The organism is Nitrosomonas sp. sh817, from assembly GCF_030908545.1.
Taxonomy (GTDB): Bacteria; Pseudomonadota; Gammaproteobacteria; order Burkholderiales; family Nitrosomonadaceae; genus Nitrosomonas.
Window position 1 is genome coordinate 2,376,885 of the sequence record NZ_CP133083.1, and the last position, 14,028, is coordinate 2,390,912.

The following is a 14,028-nucleotide window of genomic DNA, read 5'->3' on the forward strand; positions in this document are numbered from 1 at the left end:
TGAATTTTTCAGAACAAATATTACAATAATTGCCGGTGAATCAACGATTTCTCGTTATATTATTGTCAGCTTTTGATTAATTATCAGGATTTCCTATGCCATCTCCCCTATTCTCCAGCGGCGCTATTAATCGCAGTCTTTCCGGCATCAACTCGATTGATGCGCTATTGAATGGTGCGCGCTGGGCGGTTCTGTCCATTCCTTACAGTTTTCCATCGAGCAACAGTACCGCTTTCTGGTCTACGTATTCCAATGGTTACGGTCCGGTCAGCGGCGACGGCGAACCCTGGCGAAGCACATTTGCGCCGCTGACCAGTTCCGATCAGAGCAATTTTGTGAATGCGCTGCAACAATGGTCAAATGTTATCAATTTGAGATTCGTTCAGGTCTCGGAGTCTCCCGGCAATGTCGGCGATATCCGCGCCGCGTACACCATCGAAGCGGATTCACTGACGCTGGCGTGGACTTATCTGCCAAGCAACAGTCCGCTGGGCGGCGATATCTGGATCAACACCAAAAGCCGGCTCAATGAAGAAGAGTGGAATCCTGGCAGTTTGTCATTTGAAACGATTCTGCACGAACTGGGGCACGCATTGGGTCTGAAACACCCGTTTGCAGACCCTGATGATCCTGCGAAAGCTACATTGCCGCCTGATCTGGATAACACCATCCATACTATCATGAGCTATACCTACGCCAATCTGGACGGTGACGAAGGCAACGGTTTTTCCTTTCATCCGACCACGCCGATGGTGCTGGATATTGCGGCGATCCAATATCTATACAGCCCCAACAATGGTTTTCATACCGGTAACGATACCTATCTGTTCGACGATGCGCACACGTACCATCAAACCATTTGGGATGCCGGCGGCGCGTCCGATACGATTCACTACGCCGGTTCGTTGCCCAGTTTGATTGATCTGAACGCCACCCGCCCATCGCTGATCGGTCAACCGGTCTACGTGCAAGCTAACGGCGTTAATCGCGGTTCACCGATCCCGAATATCTGGATCGCCGACAAAGTGACCATTGAGAATGCCATCGGCGGACAAGGCAACGATATCCTGATCGGTAACGGCAGCCGCAATAATCTGGATGGCGGCGCCGGTATCGATACGATCCGGATCGAAGCGCAGCGCAACCAAGTCACATTGAATAAAACCGGCAACGGCTACTCCGTCAAGGTAAACACCAACCCTGGCAACGAGGATACGCTCGTCAATATCGAGCGGGCAGCATTCGACGACCTCAGACTGGCGCTCGACCTCGACGGCAACGCCGGGGAAGTCGCCAAACTGATCGGCGCGGTATTCGGTGCAACCTTCGTCAACAACACCGGTTACGTCGGCATCGGGCTGGGCAAAGCCGATGAGGGATTAAGTTATGAGCAACTGGCAAAATTCGCCATTGATGCCACCCGGCTGACCGATCACGACAAAATTGTCACACTGCTGTGGTTGAATCTGTTCGGCGAACTTCCGACCGGCAGCGAAAAATCCCCATACGTCAAAATGCTTGACGAAGATGACATTTCAACCGGCGGATTAACCGTGCTGGCCGCTGAAAGCGCTGCCAATGCGGAAAATATCAACTTGACCGGATTGGTGCAAACGGGACTGACGTATATTGAAGTCGGTTAATGTTTGACTGAGTGTCACCGGTTCACACTACTCACTGCTGTTTGATCACCGCCGGCGGCTTGCAATAATAGCGCGACGGAAATTCCGGGTTATTGCGTAACCGGTTCCGTATCACGTCACCGCCTTCATTGACACAAACCGCGATTGACTGATCCAGGCTGGGAAAATATTCATTGGAACCGGGTTGCGCTGAGGTGGGTGGAACGCGGGCGCGGATGCGCGCGCATATTTCAGGCTCGTTCGCTTTGGGCGGATCGTTCTCCATCGCCGGTAACGGGCACAGATTACAAGGATCTCCCGGACACAAGCAACCTTCGCAGCTTGCCAGTACCGGCGCCGCAAACAACCCCAATCCCACACTGAAAACAATCGTGATGCTGGCTCTGAAAAAAAATGACATCGACATCTCCCCTTTCTAAATGTTAGATAGCCACTGAATAATGGCTTTTTGTTATACTGATTTTACCCTAACTCAAATGCTGACAAGCAACTCAACCAGTTTTCAAACTCATAGGCTATGATGAAAATGAATCGTCACACACAACCATTTCCCTGCAACCGTCTCCGCTTTACCAGTTTCACGATGCTATTGTTACTGGTCTCGTGGGTATTGCCAGCGCAAGCGGATACCATCGAGTTATTGCAGAAAAACGCCAGTATCGCGTATGAAAAAATGATGGAAGCAAGAAAATCCGCAGATGCTTTGACAAAAGACGCGGCGCTCGCTGAAAGAAAACTGGCGACCGCAAAACAAAAGCTGGCGGAAGCCGAACAAGAAGCCAAAGCTGCAAAAACAAGATCGGAGCGCGCTAGAATGGCTGCCCAGCAAGCAGCCAATCAGTGGAAACAAGCTACAGATGCTTTGGCCAGTGAATGGGGAAATTCCGAGGTGAAGTAACCGCTTGCTGCGTATTCACGCCAGCAGCAATTCCATTTTGACATGAGGTATGCCGGCATCCATAAATTCTTCGCTGCAAACGTTAAAACCGAATTTTTGGTAAAACGGAACAGCGTAGGTTTGCGCATTCAGCATCGCTTTCTTTTGCTGCCGTTGCCGCAGTTCTTCCAAAAGCACTTGCAGTAATGCCGCGCCAAAACCTTGTCCACGCCATGGTTTGAGCACCGCCATGCGGCCGATGTGTCCATCCGGTAACAGCCGCGCAGTACCAACCGGTTGTCCGGCAGCATCCAACGCCAGCGCATGCACACTGACCGCGTCGAGTTCGTCCCATTCCAATGCTTCAGGTACCTGCTGCTCCTGAATGAATACCGCCGTGCGAATCGCGCGTAAGGCAGGCGCTTCGTGATTCCAGCTTACAATCCGTATCGTACCGGTGGAATGCATAACAGACTCCGGATAGGATGTGCCCGGTTACTCAAATAAAAGGATGGCGAAGTAGAATAGTGTCTTCCCGGTCAGGTCCGGTAGAAATCATATCAATGGGGATTTCACAAACTTCTTCAAGGCGCCGCAAATAATTTTGCGCGGCTTTCGGCAATTGGGAAAATTCCTTGATGCCGGCGGTATTTTCCGACCAGCCCGGTATTTCTTCATAGATGGGTTCGCAGCGATCAAGGTCATCCGCGCCAACCGGAAGGATATTACTCTTGTTGCCGTCGCTCAACTGGTAACCGACACCCAGATTGAGACTTTCGACGCCATCCAATACGTCCAGCTTAGTGATGCATAATCCGGTCACGCCGTTGATTTGGATCGAGCGCTTCAGCGCCACCGCGTCGAACCAGCCGCAACGGCGCGGACGACCTGTCGTCGAACCGAATTCGTGCCCGCGCGTGGCCAGATGTTTGCCGACTTCATCGTCCAATTCAGTCGGAAAAGGTCCTGATCCCACCCGCGTCGTATAAGCTTTGGTAATACCCAACACGTAATGCAGCATTTGCGGTCCGACACCGCTGCCGGGGCCCGCTGCGCCAGCCACGCAGTTGCTGGAAGTCACGAAGGGGTAAGTGCCGTGATCGACATCGAGTAACGCGCCTTGCGCGCCTTCAAACAACAAGTTATTACCGGCTTTGTTCGCTTCAAACAGCAATCGCGGCACATCGGCCACCATCGGTTTGATGCGAGCGGCTTGCGCCAATGCTTCGTCCATCGTTTTCTGGAAATCGATCACTGGCGCATGAAAGTAATTTTTCAGCACAAAATTGTGGTAATCCAGGATTTCGCCTAATTTAGCTGCAAAGCGGTCGCGATGAAATAAATCCTGCAGCCGCACCGCCCGCCGCGCAACTTTATCTTCGTAAGCCGGGCCGATACCGCGTCCGGTGGTGCCAATCTTTCCAACGCCCCGGGCAGTTTCCCGGGCATTATCCAGCGCGATATGACACGGCAAAATTAACGGACACGCTTCGCTGATGCGTAAACGGCCGCTAACGTCGACACCATTGCTCTCGAGCATGTCGATTTCACTGAGCAGCGCCTCCGGTGAAATCACCACACCGTTACCGATGTAGCACACCACATTATCACGCAGAATGCCGGAAGGTATCAGATGCAACACGGTTTTCTTATTACCGATAACCAAAGTGTGACCCGCGTTATGCCCGCCTTGAAAACGCACCACGCCTTGCGCATGATCGGTCAACCAGTCAACAATCTTGCCCTTTCCTTCATCACCCCACTGCGTTCCGATGACGACAACATTTTTTGTCATATTTGCTATCTCTAAAAATTCTGTTTCCTGACAATTATAGCGCTTTAACGATCCATTGATCGTCATGCCATATCAACTGACGATCGCAAGTGAGCGATCCTTGGGGTTGTCCTGGTAACTCAACAATGACAATCTCGCCGGATTGCCGCAATTGCGCGATTTTGTTCTCGAGCGCAGCATTCTTCAGCTGGTAAGGCGCGCGGATGGCTTTCGGGTAGATTGACGGTTTTATCAATCTCGCCAATTCCCTGAGATCCATGCTAAAACCAGTTGCAGGGCGTGCGCGTCCAAAAGCTTTGCCGATTTCATCGTAACGTCCTCCCAAAGCAATAGCATTTGAACAACCCGGCGCATAAGCGGCAAACACCATTCCGGTATGATAATGATAGCCGCGCAGATCCGCCAGATCGAAAGCGATCGTATCGACATAATCACTCAACTCCGCTGCGACAGTCGACAATTCATTTAACGCCGATTTGACTTCGGGATAGCTTGGCAATCGCTTAAGGGCGTCGGCTAATACTTTTTCATCCCCGTAAAATTCGGGTAATAGCAATAGCGCTTCACGAGTATGCGCCGGCAACTGCACGCACAATTCTCTCAATGTCGAGATATCCTTTGCTTGTAGCACTGCATAAAGCTCGGATTCGAGTCCTTGCGAAATGCCCGCGCCTTTGATAATCCCCCGGAAAACAGCCACATGACCGAAATCCAAATGGATTGGATTGACACCTGCGGCTGATAAGCATTGCAACATCAACCGCTGTACTTCCAGATCGCTCTCGAGACCAGCATGGCCATATAATTCCGCGCCGATTTGCAACGGCTCCCGCGTGGTTGTGATAGCGGAAGGTACCGTATGCAATACGCTGTTAACATAGCATAAGCGTGTAACGCCATCACAATTTAGCAAGTGTGCATCTATCCGTGCGACCTGCGGTGTCATGTCGGCACGTAATCCCATCATCCGCCCGCTGAGCTGATCGATGACTTTGAACATGCGTAAATCCATATCGCTACCGCTGCCGGTCAGCAATGATTCGATGTATTCCAGCAGTGGCGGAATCACTTGCTGATAGCCGTGCACCATCAACAAATCAATCATCTGCCGGCGCATGCCTTCGATCTGTAAAGCTTCAACGGGTAATATATCCTCGACATACTCCGGAAGTAACCAATTACGCATATATTAAAAATTGATAGCTATCAAAGAAGAGGTTTGAATAACAATTCAACTGAAGATAAGAAGCAACATTACGCCGACCATCATGGAGGTCAAACCGATAAATCGTATCTGATTATCGTTGGTTTCGATCAATTTTTTGAAGGCTTCCCGCCACGCTTGCGGCGACAAAAAAGGCAACATTCCTTCGATGATGAGCATCAACGCAATCGCGTTCAGAAAATTTTCCCACATTTACGATAACCTCTGCGTTATTGACGCATTCACGTTGATTATAACCGCTGAGGAAGTACAAAAATTAAGAGGCTCTGTTGTAGTCTCGCGTATGCACAAACTACGATTTCCAGAACCTCTTCATGACCGATCGAAACAGCGGATCACAAAATTCATCAAATAATCATAGTGCCGGCCCCGGATCTTATTTGCCTGTTGTTAGCAAAAATATCAATCAATTATTGGGAATCAAACACTATCATTATCATTACGTGATGCGATCGCCGCTAATTATTTATTGATCGAGGGGTTCTTTAAATATTTAAAGAATTCGGAAGTCGGTTCAAGGACCATCATATCCCCCTTGTTTTTAAATGATTGCTTGTATGCATCAATACTGCGCCAAAAAGCATAAAATTCCGGGTCTTTTTGAAATGCCGTAGCATAGGTTGCGGCCGCTTGACTATCGCCATCACCCATGGTTTTTTGTGCTTCACGATAAGCTTCCGCCAGAATAATTTCACGCTGCCTATCAGCATCTGCGCGAATCTTCTCTGATTCAGCAGCACCGGTTGAACGTAATTCGTTCGCAACTCGCTTACGCTCCGCTTCCATACGCCTGAATACCGATTCGCTAACCTCTTGCGGCAAGTCAACCCGCTTCAGACGCACATCCACAACTTCCACACCAATTGACCGGGCATCATTGTCGGCTTTTTGCCGCATGATCTCCATGATTACGTCACGTTCACCGGATACTACATCATGCACGGTACGGTTACCGAATTCATCCCGCAGACTTGCATTGATCGTTTGCGCCAGCCGTGTTTGCGCCAACCCTTCGTCACCGCGCACGCTGATATAATATTGTTTTACATCGACAATACGCCATTTCACAAAAAGATCCACCAACACGTTTTTCTTTTCAGAAGTGATAAACCGCTCAGGCTCTTCAGTATCCATTGTCAGTATGCGTTTCTCGAAATAACGCACGTTTTGAGCGATCGGAATTTTGAAATACAAGCCAGGTTCGGTTTTCACATCGATTACTTCCCCCAATTGAAACAGGATGGCTTGCTGCCGCTCGTCAACAATAAAAATCGCCGAGCTGCCTAAAAAGAAAACCGCAACAAGAATACCTGTTAATACGGACGTTATGCTTTTCATCTATCTTATCTCCCGTTCACGGCTACGAAATGACTCGCGCGCGCGAAGGCTATTGTCGGGCGCCGCTTCCTGTATCATGGGTTGCACCGTTACTGGTGTAACCGGTGAGGAACCACTCATATTGATCAACTTATCCAGTGGTAGGTACAACAAGTTATTGCCATTCTTTTGATCAACAATAATCTTACTCGTATTCGAAAGCACCTGTTGCATCATATCCAGATATAACCGTTCTCGCGTCACCTTGGGTGCTTTACTGTATTCTGAAAGAATCTGTTCAAAACGACTGGCGTCACCCTCGGCACTTACAATGACGCGTTGCTTATACCCTTCAGATTCTTCAATCAACCGCGCCGCGTTACCAACTGCTCTCGGAATAACATCATTTGCGTATGCTTGCCCTTCATTCTTCTGCCGTTCTCTATCTTGACCGGCCTTTACAGCATCATCAAACGCGGCTTGAACTTGTTCCGGCGGTTGCGCATTTTGCATCGTCACTCTACTGATCGAAATACCAATCTCATAACGATCCAGAATTTTTTGCATCAACTGCGTTGCACTGGCGGCTACCTGCTCACGGCCTTCGTATAGCACATAGTCCATTTTGCTTTTACCGATGACTTGCCTGATTGCCGTTTCAGCCGCTTGAAGCACTGCTTCATCGGGATTTCTGTTTTTAAAAAGAAAATTTTCAGGATTATTCAAAATATATTGAACCGCGAATTGAATATCGATGATATTCTCATCGTCAGTCAACATCAGCGATTCCCGCAAGACTTTACTTCTGACATTATTGCGATAACCGATTTCAACCGTTCGCACCTGACTGACATTCACAATCTCAACTTTCTCAACCGGATAAGGCATATGCCAGCGCAAACCGGCAGGCGTCGTATCGACATATTGGCCAAATCGCAGTACTACACCTCTATGACCTTCGTCTACGATGTAAAACCCGCTGGCTAACCAAACGACAGCCAATAGCCCCAAGATCAGAGCGACACTACCGCCACTTTGTGGCTTTGGACCCGATGAGCGAGGGCCTTCGTCTCCGCCACCACCGCCGCCTTTTTTCTGCCCGAAGATATTATTTATTTTTTTATTGACGTTACGGAGCACATCATCCAAATCCGGTGGCCCGGAGTCACCTTTATTTTTTCCCCATTGAGGATCATTTAATCCCATAATCTTTCCTATTTTGTTCGTTCAAAAAAGTTCTCGTACCTTAGTACAACCTCCAAGCCCATCTTCGATATTATTATTTACTGCTCTTTCACTTAATTTCTTGGAGTTTTCTACGATTGCTTCCAGTAGTGCTTGCCTTAAAAACTCAATACCCTCGCCTGTTTTTGCGCTTAAACGAATGCGGGATATTCTATCATATTCATCGCGCACGAAACTTTTCCCGCTATTCACTTCATCAACGCAATCAATCTTGTTATATACCAGAATCTGAGGAATCGTATCGGCACCGATTTCTCTTAATATCTTATTAACCTCATCGATCTGCTCATCTCTATTTGGGCTGCTGGCGTCTATCACATGAAGCAGAATATCGGCTTGCACAGTTTCTTCCAACGTCGCACGAAACGCAGCTACCAGCGTATGCGGTAATTCGCGAATAAACCCGACGGTATCCGAGATAACGACTGCGCCTGCTTCGGACAAAAATAATTTCCGGGTTGTGGTATCCAGCGTTGCAAAGAGCTGATCCGCCGCATACGATTGCGCGTGTGTTAGTCGATTGAATAATGTGGATTTTCCAGCATTTGTGTATCCGACAATCGATACCGATAGCACTTTTGATCGCTGCCTTGATCGTCTCTGAACACCTCGTTGACGCCGCAGATCCGAAAGTTTTTCTTTAAGCAGCTTAACTCGTTTTTTGAGTAATCTGCGATCTGTTTCCAGCTGAGTTTCACCCGGGCCACGTAAACCAATCCCGCCCTTTTGTCTTTCCAAGTGAGTCCAGCCACGCACAAGGCGTGTCGCCAAATGTTCAAGTTGCGCCAGTTCAACTTGCAGCTTACCTTCATGACTCTTTGCGCGCTGAGAGAAAATATCCAAAATCAGGCTAGTACGGTCAATTACATTGCAATTCAGCCGCATCGATAAATTGCGTTGCTGCGCCGGTGATAAATCATGATTAAAGATTATTAGCGCAGCTTTTGTCTGCTGCAAATACTGCGCTACCTCATCAACTTTTCCGCTTCCAATGAAGGTCGTCGGATCAGGGCGATTACGTTTTCCTTCAACAATCGCCGATACTTGAAGCTGATCACTTATCGCCAGCTGCTGCAGCTCCTGCAAACTCTCTTTGTGGGTAGCATTTCCAAAATCGATTCCAACAAGTATAGCCGCATTTGCGACTACTGACTGATTCATACCCGACTCAGATAACATCAAGTATCGCGTGTTTCCATTGTTTCAATGGGAATTGAAACGGCTCTTGCAGGCACAACCGTTGAAATCGCATGTTTGTAAACCATCTGTGTAACTGAGTTTTTCAACAGCACCACATATTGATCAAACGAATCGATTTGTCCTTGTAACTTAATACCATTCACTAGATATATCGACACCGGAATATGCTCTTTCCGTAAAACATTGAGAAATGGATCTTGTAGTAACTGTCCCTTGTTACCCATTGGTAACTCCCTCTTCTAATTATTGGTTATCGGATGAGTGACTCTACTTCATTTTCGGATGTAAATCTACAACAAATTATACGCATATCTGTAAATTTCGTCATAGCCTGTCAACTACCAAACCGGCTTAATCGATTTTTCCAGCGTTGCTTAATAATTAAGCATCCAGGCAAATACGAGCCTGGATGCTTAATTTTAATTCAGTTCCTAGCAAACATTCACTCGTGCAGTTCGAATTTAAATGTTAAAACTTAAAATGGTACCGGCTTTGGCGTATTGTTATTGGAAGGCGGCAAAACCGGCAATTTGATATCCGGTTGCTCACCCGTTAAGGTTTTTAAGAAAGCAACGATACTGTCTATCTCTTTTTTATTAAAATCCCGGTCTAACTGTAACTTACCCATAGTTTTAACAGCATCTTCCAATGTTGCAGCTGCACCATCGTGGAAGTAGGGGTAGGTCAACTCAATGTTACGTAGCGTTGGGACTTTGAAAACATTCAAATCGGTGTCTTTTCCAGTAACGCCTTTTCTTCCTTCCGCTTTGCTAGCGGTTTTATATGGGTGATGCACACCGAATTTTTGATAAAGCGCACCGCCAACTGCTGGGCCATTATGACATCCGGCACAGCCGCTACTTTTGAATAATTCATAACCTTCCAGTTCCTGAGCGCTCAATGCTTTCTTATCGCCTTCCAACCATTTATCAAATCGTGATCCGGGTGTCACCAAGGTTTCTTCAAAAGCAGCGATTGCGGTTGTAACCCGGTCGATATCGACTTGGTCCGATCCAAAAGCCTTTGCAAAGTGTTCACGATACTGAGGAATGGATTGCAACACCTCTACCGCTACTTTGTGAGTAGATGCCATTTCACCTGGATTCGCAATCGGGCCTCCGGCTTGTTCTTTCAAATCCTTAGCACGCCCATCCCAAAATTGCGCTAAATTCATGCTTGCATTCAATACTGTCGGCGCATTGATCGGTCCTTGTTGCCATGCATGACCAATTGAAGTCGGAATATTATCCGTTCCGCCCATGCTGAGATTATGGCAAGAATTGCACGAGATAAAACCAGATTTTGATAATCGCGGATCAAAAAACAACATCTTTCCCAATTCGACCATGTCCGCATTTGCTACTTTGACCGCTTTGATGGGTTGAATCGGTTCATTGGCCGAAACATTCATCGAAGTGACCAGAGCCCCAATCGATATCAGTGACGCAACCAGTGTACGTGTCTTCATCGGTATTCTCCCTACCTTAAATAATTGAAAAAACGGCTGTAATGGCGCAGCCGATTACGCCTGATAAAACACCTAAAATTGGAAATTCTGCAAGAGAAAGTTGAAAAACTTAATTCAGTAACTGTCAACTATAAATGCATCTTTGCAAATCCTCAACAGATTCACTATTCGTTAATTTCGAGCCGATCTGTGAGTATTTTCTTTGTTTGCTTGGTTACATTAGTATTCTCGCCGTCAGTGCTTTGGCAAGGGTCCGTCTTCAGCAAACGTGATAATTCTGTTAAAGCTTGTTTATAAACTTTACGCTTAAATTCGACAACCGTATCCAATTCAACCCAATACTGATTCCAGCGCCATGCATCAAACTCCGGATGCGCGCTCCGGCGCAAAGAAACGTCACTATCACGTCCGATCAAGCGCAGGAGATACCAGATTTGCTTTTGCCCTTTATAGTTCCCACGCCATTCGCGTCTTATCCAGCGATCAGGCACTTCATACCGCAGCCAATCGCGTGTGCGCCCAATAATTTCGACATGATTAGGGCGCAACCCGATCTCTTCGCTTAACTCCCGATACATGGCTTGCTCAGGGCTTTCTCCTGATTTAATGCCACCTTGGGGAAATTGCCAAGAATTCTGCCGTATTCGTTTACCCCAGAAAACTTCATTCTTCGAATTCAGGAGAATAATACCAACATTGGGACGATATCCATTACGATCGATCATTTGAATTATTCATTTGATCCATAAATGAGTGGATTTTTTCATACTTTACTATAGATTAAAAGTGCCCTAAAACAAAAACCGCATCTTGCAGTATTTGCTTTTAGCAAAGTGATCAGCATACTCGCAATATATCTTTCAATGCCCACTTTCCCAAGCGTTTCAAGGTAAAATCACCGCTGTTTTTATTATAATATGGAATCGCTCATGCGCGTCTCGCAATTTTTTATTACAACGTTAAAAGAAGCGCCTGCTGAAGCTGAGTTGATCAGCCATCAGCTCATGTTGCGCGCTGGACTTATCCGTCGGCTAGGTAGTGGGCTGTACACATGGATGCCCTTGGGTTTAAGAGTTTTACGAAAAATTGAAAACATTATCCGGGACGAAATGGATCGGAGCGGCGCCATTGAAGTGCTGATGCCTGCGATACAACCCGCTGAATTATGGCAGGAAAGTGGACGATGGGAGGTTTTCGGGCCACAAATGCTTAAAATCAAAGACCGGCATGAACATGATTTTTGTTTTGGCCCCACTCATGAAGAAATTATTACTGATATCGCACGTAGGGAAATCAAGAGTTATCGCCAGCTGCCTCTAATTTTTTATCAAATACAAACCAAATTCCGCGATGAAATCCGTCCGCGATTTGGAGTCATGCGCGCACGCGAATTCATCATGAAAGATGCATATTCCTTTCATACCGACGAAAATAGTCTGATGCAAACTTACCAGTGCATGCATGAAACTTACAGCCGTATTTTCACGCGCCTTGGATTGAAATTCCGGGCTGTTGCCGCAGATACCGGTGCTATTGGCGGCAGTGGTTCTCATGAATTTCACGTATTAGCGGATTCCGGTGAAGATGCCATTGCGTTTTGCCCGGACTCTGATTACGCTGCCAATATAGAGCTGGCAAGCTCGTTATTCTCTCTAACAGGGCGAGATGAAGCAGCAGATGTCATGAAAAAAATTGCGACCCCCGGAAAAAAATCCTGTGCGGAAGTTGCGGAGTTCTTGAAAATTCCTTTGGAACAAACGGTCAAAACGCTTGCGATAAAAGCCAACGATCAAATTTATCTGTTACTGCTGCGCGGCGATCATCAGCTAAATGAATTAAAAGTCAGGAAAATCCCTTTTTTATCGGGATTTCAAATGGCCAGTGAAGAAGATATCCTGCAGGTTACGGGAACAGTGCCGGGCTATATTGGTCCCCTAGGTTTGGATACTTGCGTTATTGCCGATCAAGCTGTGCTCAATATGAGTAATTTTGTCTGCGGCGCAAATGACGAAGGTTTCCACTTCATCAACGTCAATTTTGATCGCGATCTCAAACTGCCAGCACATGTTTTTGATATCAGAAATGTCGTTTCCGGCGACGCCTCACCCGATGGCAAAGGCACTCTGGAAATCTGCCGCGGGATTGAAGTGGGGCACATTTTTCAATTAAGAACCAAGTATTCTGAACTCATGAAGGCTACTTATTTGGACGAATCAGGGCAGATTAAAAATATGGAAATGGGTTGTTATGGTATCGGCGTATCGCGTATTGTCGCAGCCGCCATAGAGCAAAATCATGATGCGCACGGTATCATTTTTCCATTGGCCATGGCCCCTTTTCAGCTTGCCATTATCCCGATCGGGTTGCATAAAAATAACCTGGTCGCGGAAATTGTCGAGAAACTATACAATCAATTTATCGACGCACACATTGAAGTCTTGCTGGATGACCGGAACGAGCGCCCGGGAGTCATGTTTGCAGATACCGAGTTAATGGGCATTCCTCATAGAATCGTGATCGGCGAACGCGGACTTCAGCAATCGACTGTTGAGTATCAAGGCCGTAGAGATGAGACTTCACAAGCCATACCCCTTGATGAGATTTTTTCATTTATCACCGCCAAGTTATGCACAAACTAATCTTTATAAGCTTCATTGTGTTGTTTTCCGGGATCGCCAGCGCCAATAATCCCCGTTACCAACAGCTTGCCGCCAGCACCCAAACCATTATCCTTCATGAAACAAGCGACCAAGCTGCCTCGTACACGGAGTATGCGGCTGTCGCTGACAACGTCACTTGGCTCATCAGCATGAGCCGCCGCTTGGAGAAATACATTCCGGACTTACTCGAACGCGAAGCTTTCTTAAGAACCGTGTACTATGAGGCAACGCGCGCGGGGTTGGATCCCCAATTAGTACTGAGCGTCATCCAGGTTGAAAGCGGCTTTAAGAAATACGCCGTTTCTCATGCCGGTGCGCGCGGCTATATGCAAGTGATGCCATTCTGGGTTGGTGTTATCGGACATCAAGATCACAATTTATTTCATCTGCGCATTAATTTACGTTATGGCTGCACAATTTTGCGCCATTACCTAGATAAAGAAAAAGGCGACTATTTCCGCGCGCTCGGAAGATACAACGGCAGCTTGGGCGCTGCATCATATCCTCAACTGGTTTTTAACAAATGGCAAACTACCTGGCGCTATACCTCCTCATAGTGAGTCACTCGGCAATAGCAAAACTCTTACCTGATTATTCC

Annotated in this window: 15 protein-coding genes; 4 read left to right on the forward strand and 11 right to left on the reverse strand. The window is 47.2% G+C overall.

What is annotated here, in order from left to right; genetic code table 11:
* Window positions 1-95: 95 nt before the first annotated feature.
* Window positions 96-1,643 (forward strand): M10 family metallopeptidase, encoded by a 1,548-nt coding sequence (locus RBH92_RS11185; protein ID WP_307932132.1) that lies wholly within the window; start codon window positions 96-98, stop codon window positions 1,641-1,643.
* 31 nt (window positions 1,644-1,674) lie between these two features.
* On the opposite strand, the gene RBH92_RS11190 is transcribed toward RBH92_RS11185, so the two are convergent.
* Window positions 1,675-2,043: a hypothetical protein gene (locus tag RBH92_RS11190; protein WP_307932133.1), complete on the reverse strand. Its 369-nt coding sequence runs from the start codon at window positions 2,041-2,043 to the stop codon at window positions 1,675-1,677.
* Window positions 2,044-2,169: 126 nt separating this feature from the next.
* On the opposite strand from RBH92_RS11190, the gene RBH92_RS11195 reads away from it, so the two are divergent.
* A complete protein-coding gene (locus tag RBH92_RS11195) occupies window positions 2,170-2,541 on the forward strand; it encodes a hypothetical protein (protein WP_307932134.1) in 372 nt (123 codons plus the stop codon).
* 15 nt (window positions 2,542-2,556) lie between these two features.
* Here RBH92_RS11195 and RBH92_RS11200 read toward each other — a convergent pair whose 3' ends face one another.
* The 10 genes from RBH92_RS11200 to RBH92_RS11245 all read right to left on the reverse strand — a co-directional run bounded on the left by RBH92_RS11200 (window position 2,557) and on the right by RBH92_RS11245 (window position 11,495).
* Complete coding sequence (locus RBH92_RS11200) at window positions 2,557-2,988, reverse strand: GNAT family N-acetyltransferase (protein ID WP_307932135.1); 432 nt, start codon at window positions 2,986-2,988, stop codon at window positions 2,557-2,559.
* Between the two features lie 31 nt (window positions 2,989-3,019).
* Complete coding sequence (locus tag RBH92_RS11205; protein WP_307932136.1) at window positions 3,020-4,315, reverse strand: adenylosuccinate synthase; 1,296 nt, start codon at window positions 4,313-4,315, stop codon at window positions 3,020-3,022.
* 34 nt (window positions 4,316-4,349) lie between these two features.
* On the reverse strand, window positions 4,350-5,501 hold the full coding sequence (locus tag RBH92_RS11210; protein WP_307932137.1) for an ATP phosphoribosyltransferase regulatory subunit: 1,152 nt from the start codon (window positions 5,499-5,501) through the stop codon (window positions 4,350-4,352).
* A 45-nt stretch (window positions 5,502-5,546) separates the two neighbouring features.
* Complete coding sequence (locus RBH92_RS11215; RefSeq protein WP_292924313.1) at window positions 5,547-5,732, reverse strand: DUF2065 domain-containing protein; 186 nt, start codon at window positions 5,730-5,732, stop codon at window positions 5,547-5,549.
* 270 nt (window positions 5,733-6,002) lie between these two features.
* Entirely contained in the window at window positions 6,003-6,878 is an 876-nt protein-coding gene (hflC, locus tag RBH92_RS11220; protein ID WP_307932138.1) for a protease modulator HflC, read from the reverse strand.
* Window positions 6,879-8,063: an FtsH protease activity modulator HflK gene (gene hflK / locus RBH92_RS11225; RefSeq protein ID WP_292924315.1), complete on the reverse strand. Its 1,185-nt coding sequence runs from the start codon at window positions 8,061-8,063 to the stop codon at window positions 6,879-6,881. It lies immediately after the preceding gene.
* Window positions 8,064-8,084: 21 nt separating this feature from the next.
* Complete coding sequence (gene hflX / locus RBH92_RS11230; RefSeq protein ID WP_307933961.1) at window positions 8,085-9,281, reverse strand: GTPase HflX; 1,197 nt, start codon at window positions 9,279-9,281, stop codon at window positions 8,085-8,087.
* The gene (hfq, locus tag RBH92_RS11235; protein ID WP_292916613.1) at window positions 9,281-9,526 is read right to left on the reverse strand and encodes an RNA chaperone Hfq; all 246 of its coding nucleotides are present in this window, start codon (window positions 9,524-9,526) and stop codon (window positions 9,281-9,283) included. Before hfq ends, hflX begins: the two co-directional genes overlap by 1 nt.
* A gap of 251 nt (window positions 9,527-9,777) precedes the next feature.
* On the reverse strand, window positions 9,778-10,770 hold the full coding sequence (locus tag RBH92_RS11240) for a cytochrome-c peroxidase (protein WP_292924317.1): 993 nt from the start codon (window positions 10,768-10,770) through the stop codon (window positions 9,778-9,780).
* A gap of 164 nt (window positions 10,771-10,934) precedes the next feature.
* Window positions 10,935-11,495, reverse strand: coding sequence for an RNA pyrophosphohydrolase (locus RBH92_RS11245; RefSeq protein ID WP_307932139.1), 561 nt, complete (start codon window positions 11,493-11,495; stop codon window positions 10,935-10,937).
* A 204-nt stretch (window positions 11,496-11,699) separates the two neighbouring features.
* Between RBH92_RS11245 and RBH92_RS11250 the strand changes: the two genes are divergently transcribed.
* Both RBH92_RS11250 and RBH92_RS11255 read left to right on the forward strand, forming a co-directional pair.
* Window positions 11,700-13,409 (forward strand): proline--tRNA ligase, encoded by a 1,710-nt coding sequence (locus tag RBH92_RS11250; protein ID WP_307932140.1) that lies wholly within the window; start codon window positions 11,700-11,702, stop codon window positions 13,407-13,409.
* Entirely contained in the window at window positions 13,397-13,987 is a 591-nt protein-coding gene (locus RBH92_RS11255; RefSeq protein WP_307932141.1) for a lytic transglycosylase domain-containing protein, read from the forward strand. The genes RBH92_RS11250 and RBH92_RS11255 overlap by 13 nt, the downstream gene beginning before the upstream one ends.
* Window positions 13,988-14,028: the final 41 nt, after the last annotated feature.

Bases quoted from the DNA above. Each gene is read 5' to 3' on its own strand.
- hflC (WP_307932138.1), bottom strand. From the start codon at position 6,878: ATGAAAAGCATAACGTCCGTATTAACAGGTATTCTTGTTGCGGTTTTC.
- hflK (WP_292924315.1), bottom strand. From the start codon at position 8,063: ATGGGATTAAATGATCCTCAATGGGGAAAAAATAAAGGTGACTCCGGG.
- RBH92_RS11250 (WP_307932140.1), top strand. From the start codon at position 11,700: ATGCGCGTCTCGCAATTTTTTATTACAACGTTAAAAGAAGCGCCTGCT.
- RBH92_RS11200 (WP_307932135.1), bottom strand. From the start codon at position 2,988: ATGCATTCCACCGGTACGATACGGATTGTAAGCTGGAATCACGAAGCG.
- RBH92_RS11210 (WP_307932137.1), bottom strand. From the start codon at position 5,501: ATGCGTAATTGGTTACTTCCGGAGTATGTCGAGGATATATTACCCGTT.
- hfq (WP_292916613.1), bottom strand. From the start codon at position 9,526: ATGGGTAACAAGGGACAGTTACTACAAGATCCATTTCTCAATGTTTTA.
- RBH92_RS11185 (WP_307932132.1), top strand. From the start codon at position 96: ATGCCATCTCCCCTATTCTCCAGCGGCGCTATTAATCGCAGTCTTTCC.
- RBH92_RS11215 (WP_292924313.1), bottom strand. From the start codon at position 5,732: ATGTGGGAAAATTTTCTGAACGCGATTGCGTTGATGCTCATCATCGAA.
- RBH92_RS11190 (WP_307932133.1), bottom strand. From the start codon at position 2,043: ATGTCATTTTTTTTCAGAGCCAGCATCACGATTGTTTTCAGTGTGGGA.
- hflX (WP_307933961.1), bottom strand. From the start codon at position 9,281: ATGTTATCTGAGTCGGGTATGAATCAGTCAGTAGTCGCAAATGCGGCT.
- RBH92_RS11195 (WP_307932134.1), top strand. From the start codon at position 2,170: ATGAATCGTCACACACAACCATTTCCCTGCAACCGTCTCCGCTTTACC.
- RBH92_RS11255 (WP_307932141.1), top strand. From the start codon at position 13,397: ATGCACAAACTAATCTTTATAAGCTTCATTGTGTTGTTTTCCGGGATC.
- RBH92_RS11245 (WP_307932139.1), bottom strand. From the start codon at position 11,495: ATGATCGATCGTAATGGATATCGTCCCAATGTTGGTATTATTCTCCTG.
- RBH92_RS11240 (WP_292924317.1), bottom strand. From the start codon at position 10,770: ATGAAGACACGTACACTGGTTGCGTCACTGATATCGATTGGGGCTCTG.
- RBH92_RS11205 (WP_307932136.1), bottom strand. From the start codon at position 4,315: ATGACAAAAAATGTTGTCGTCATCGGAACGCAGTGGGGTGATGAAGGA.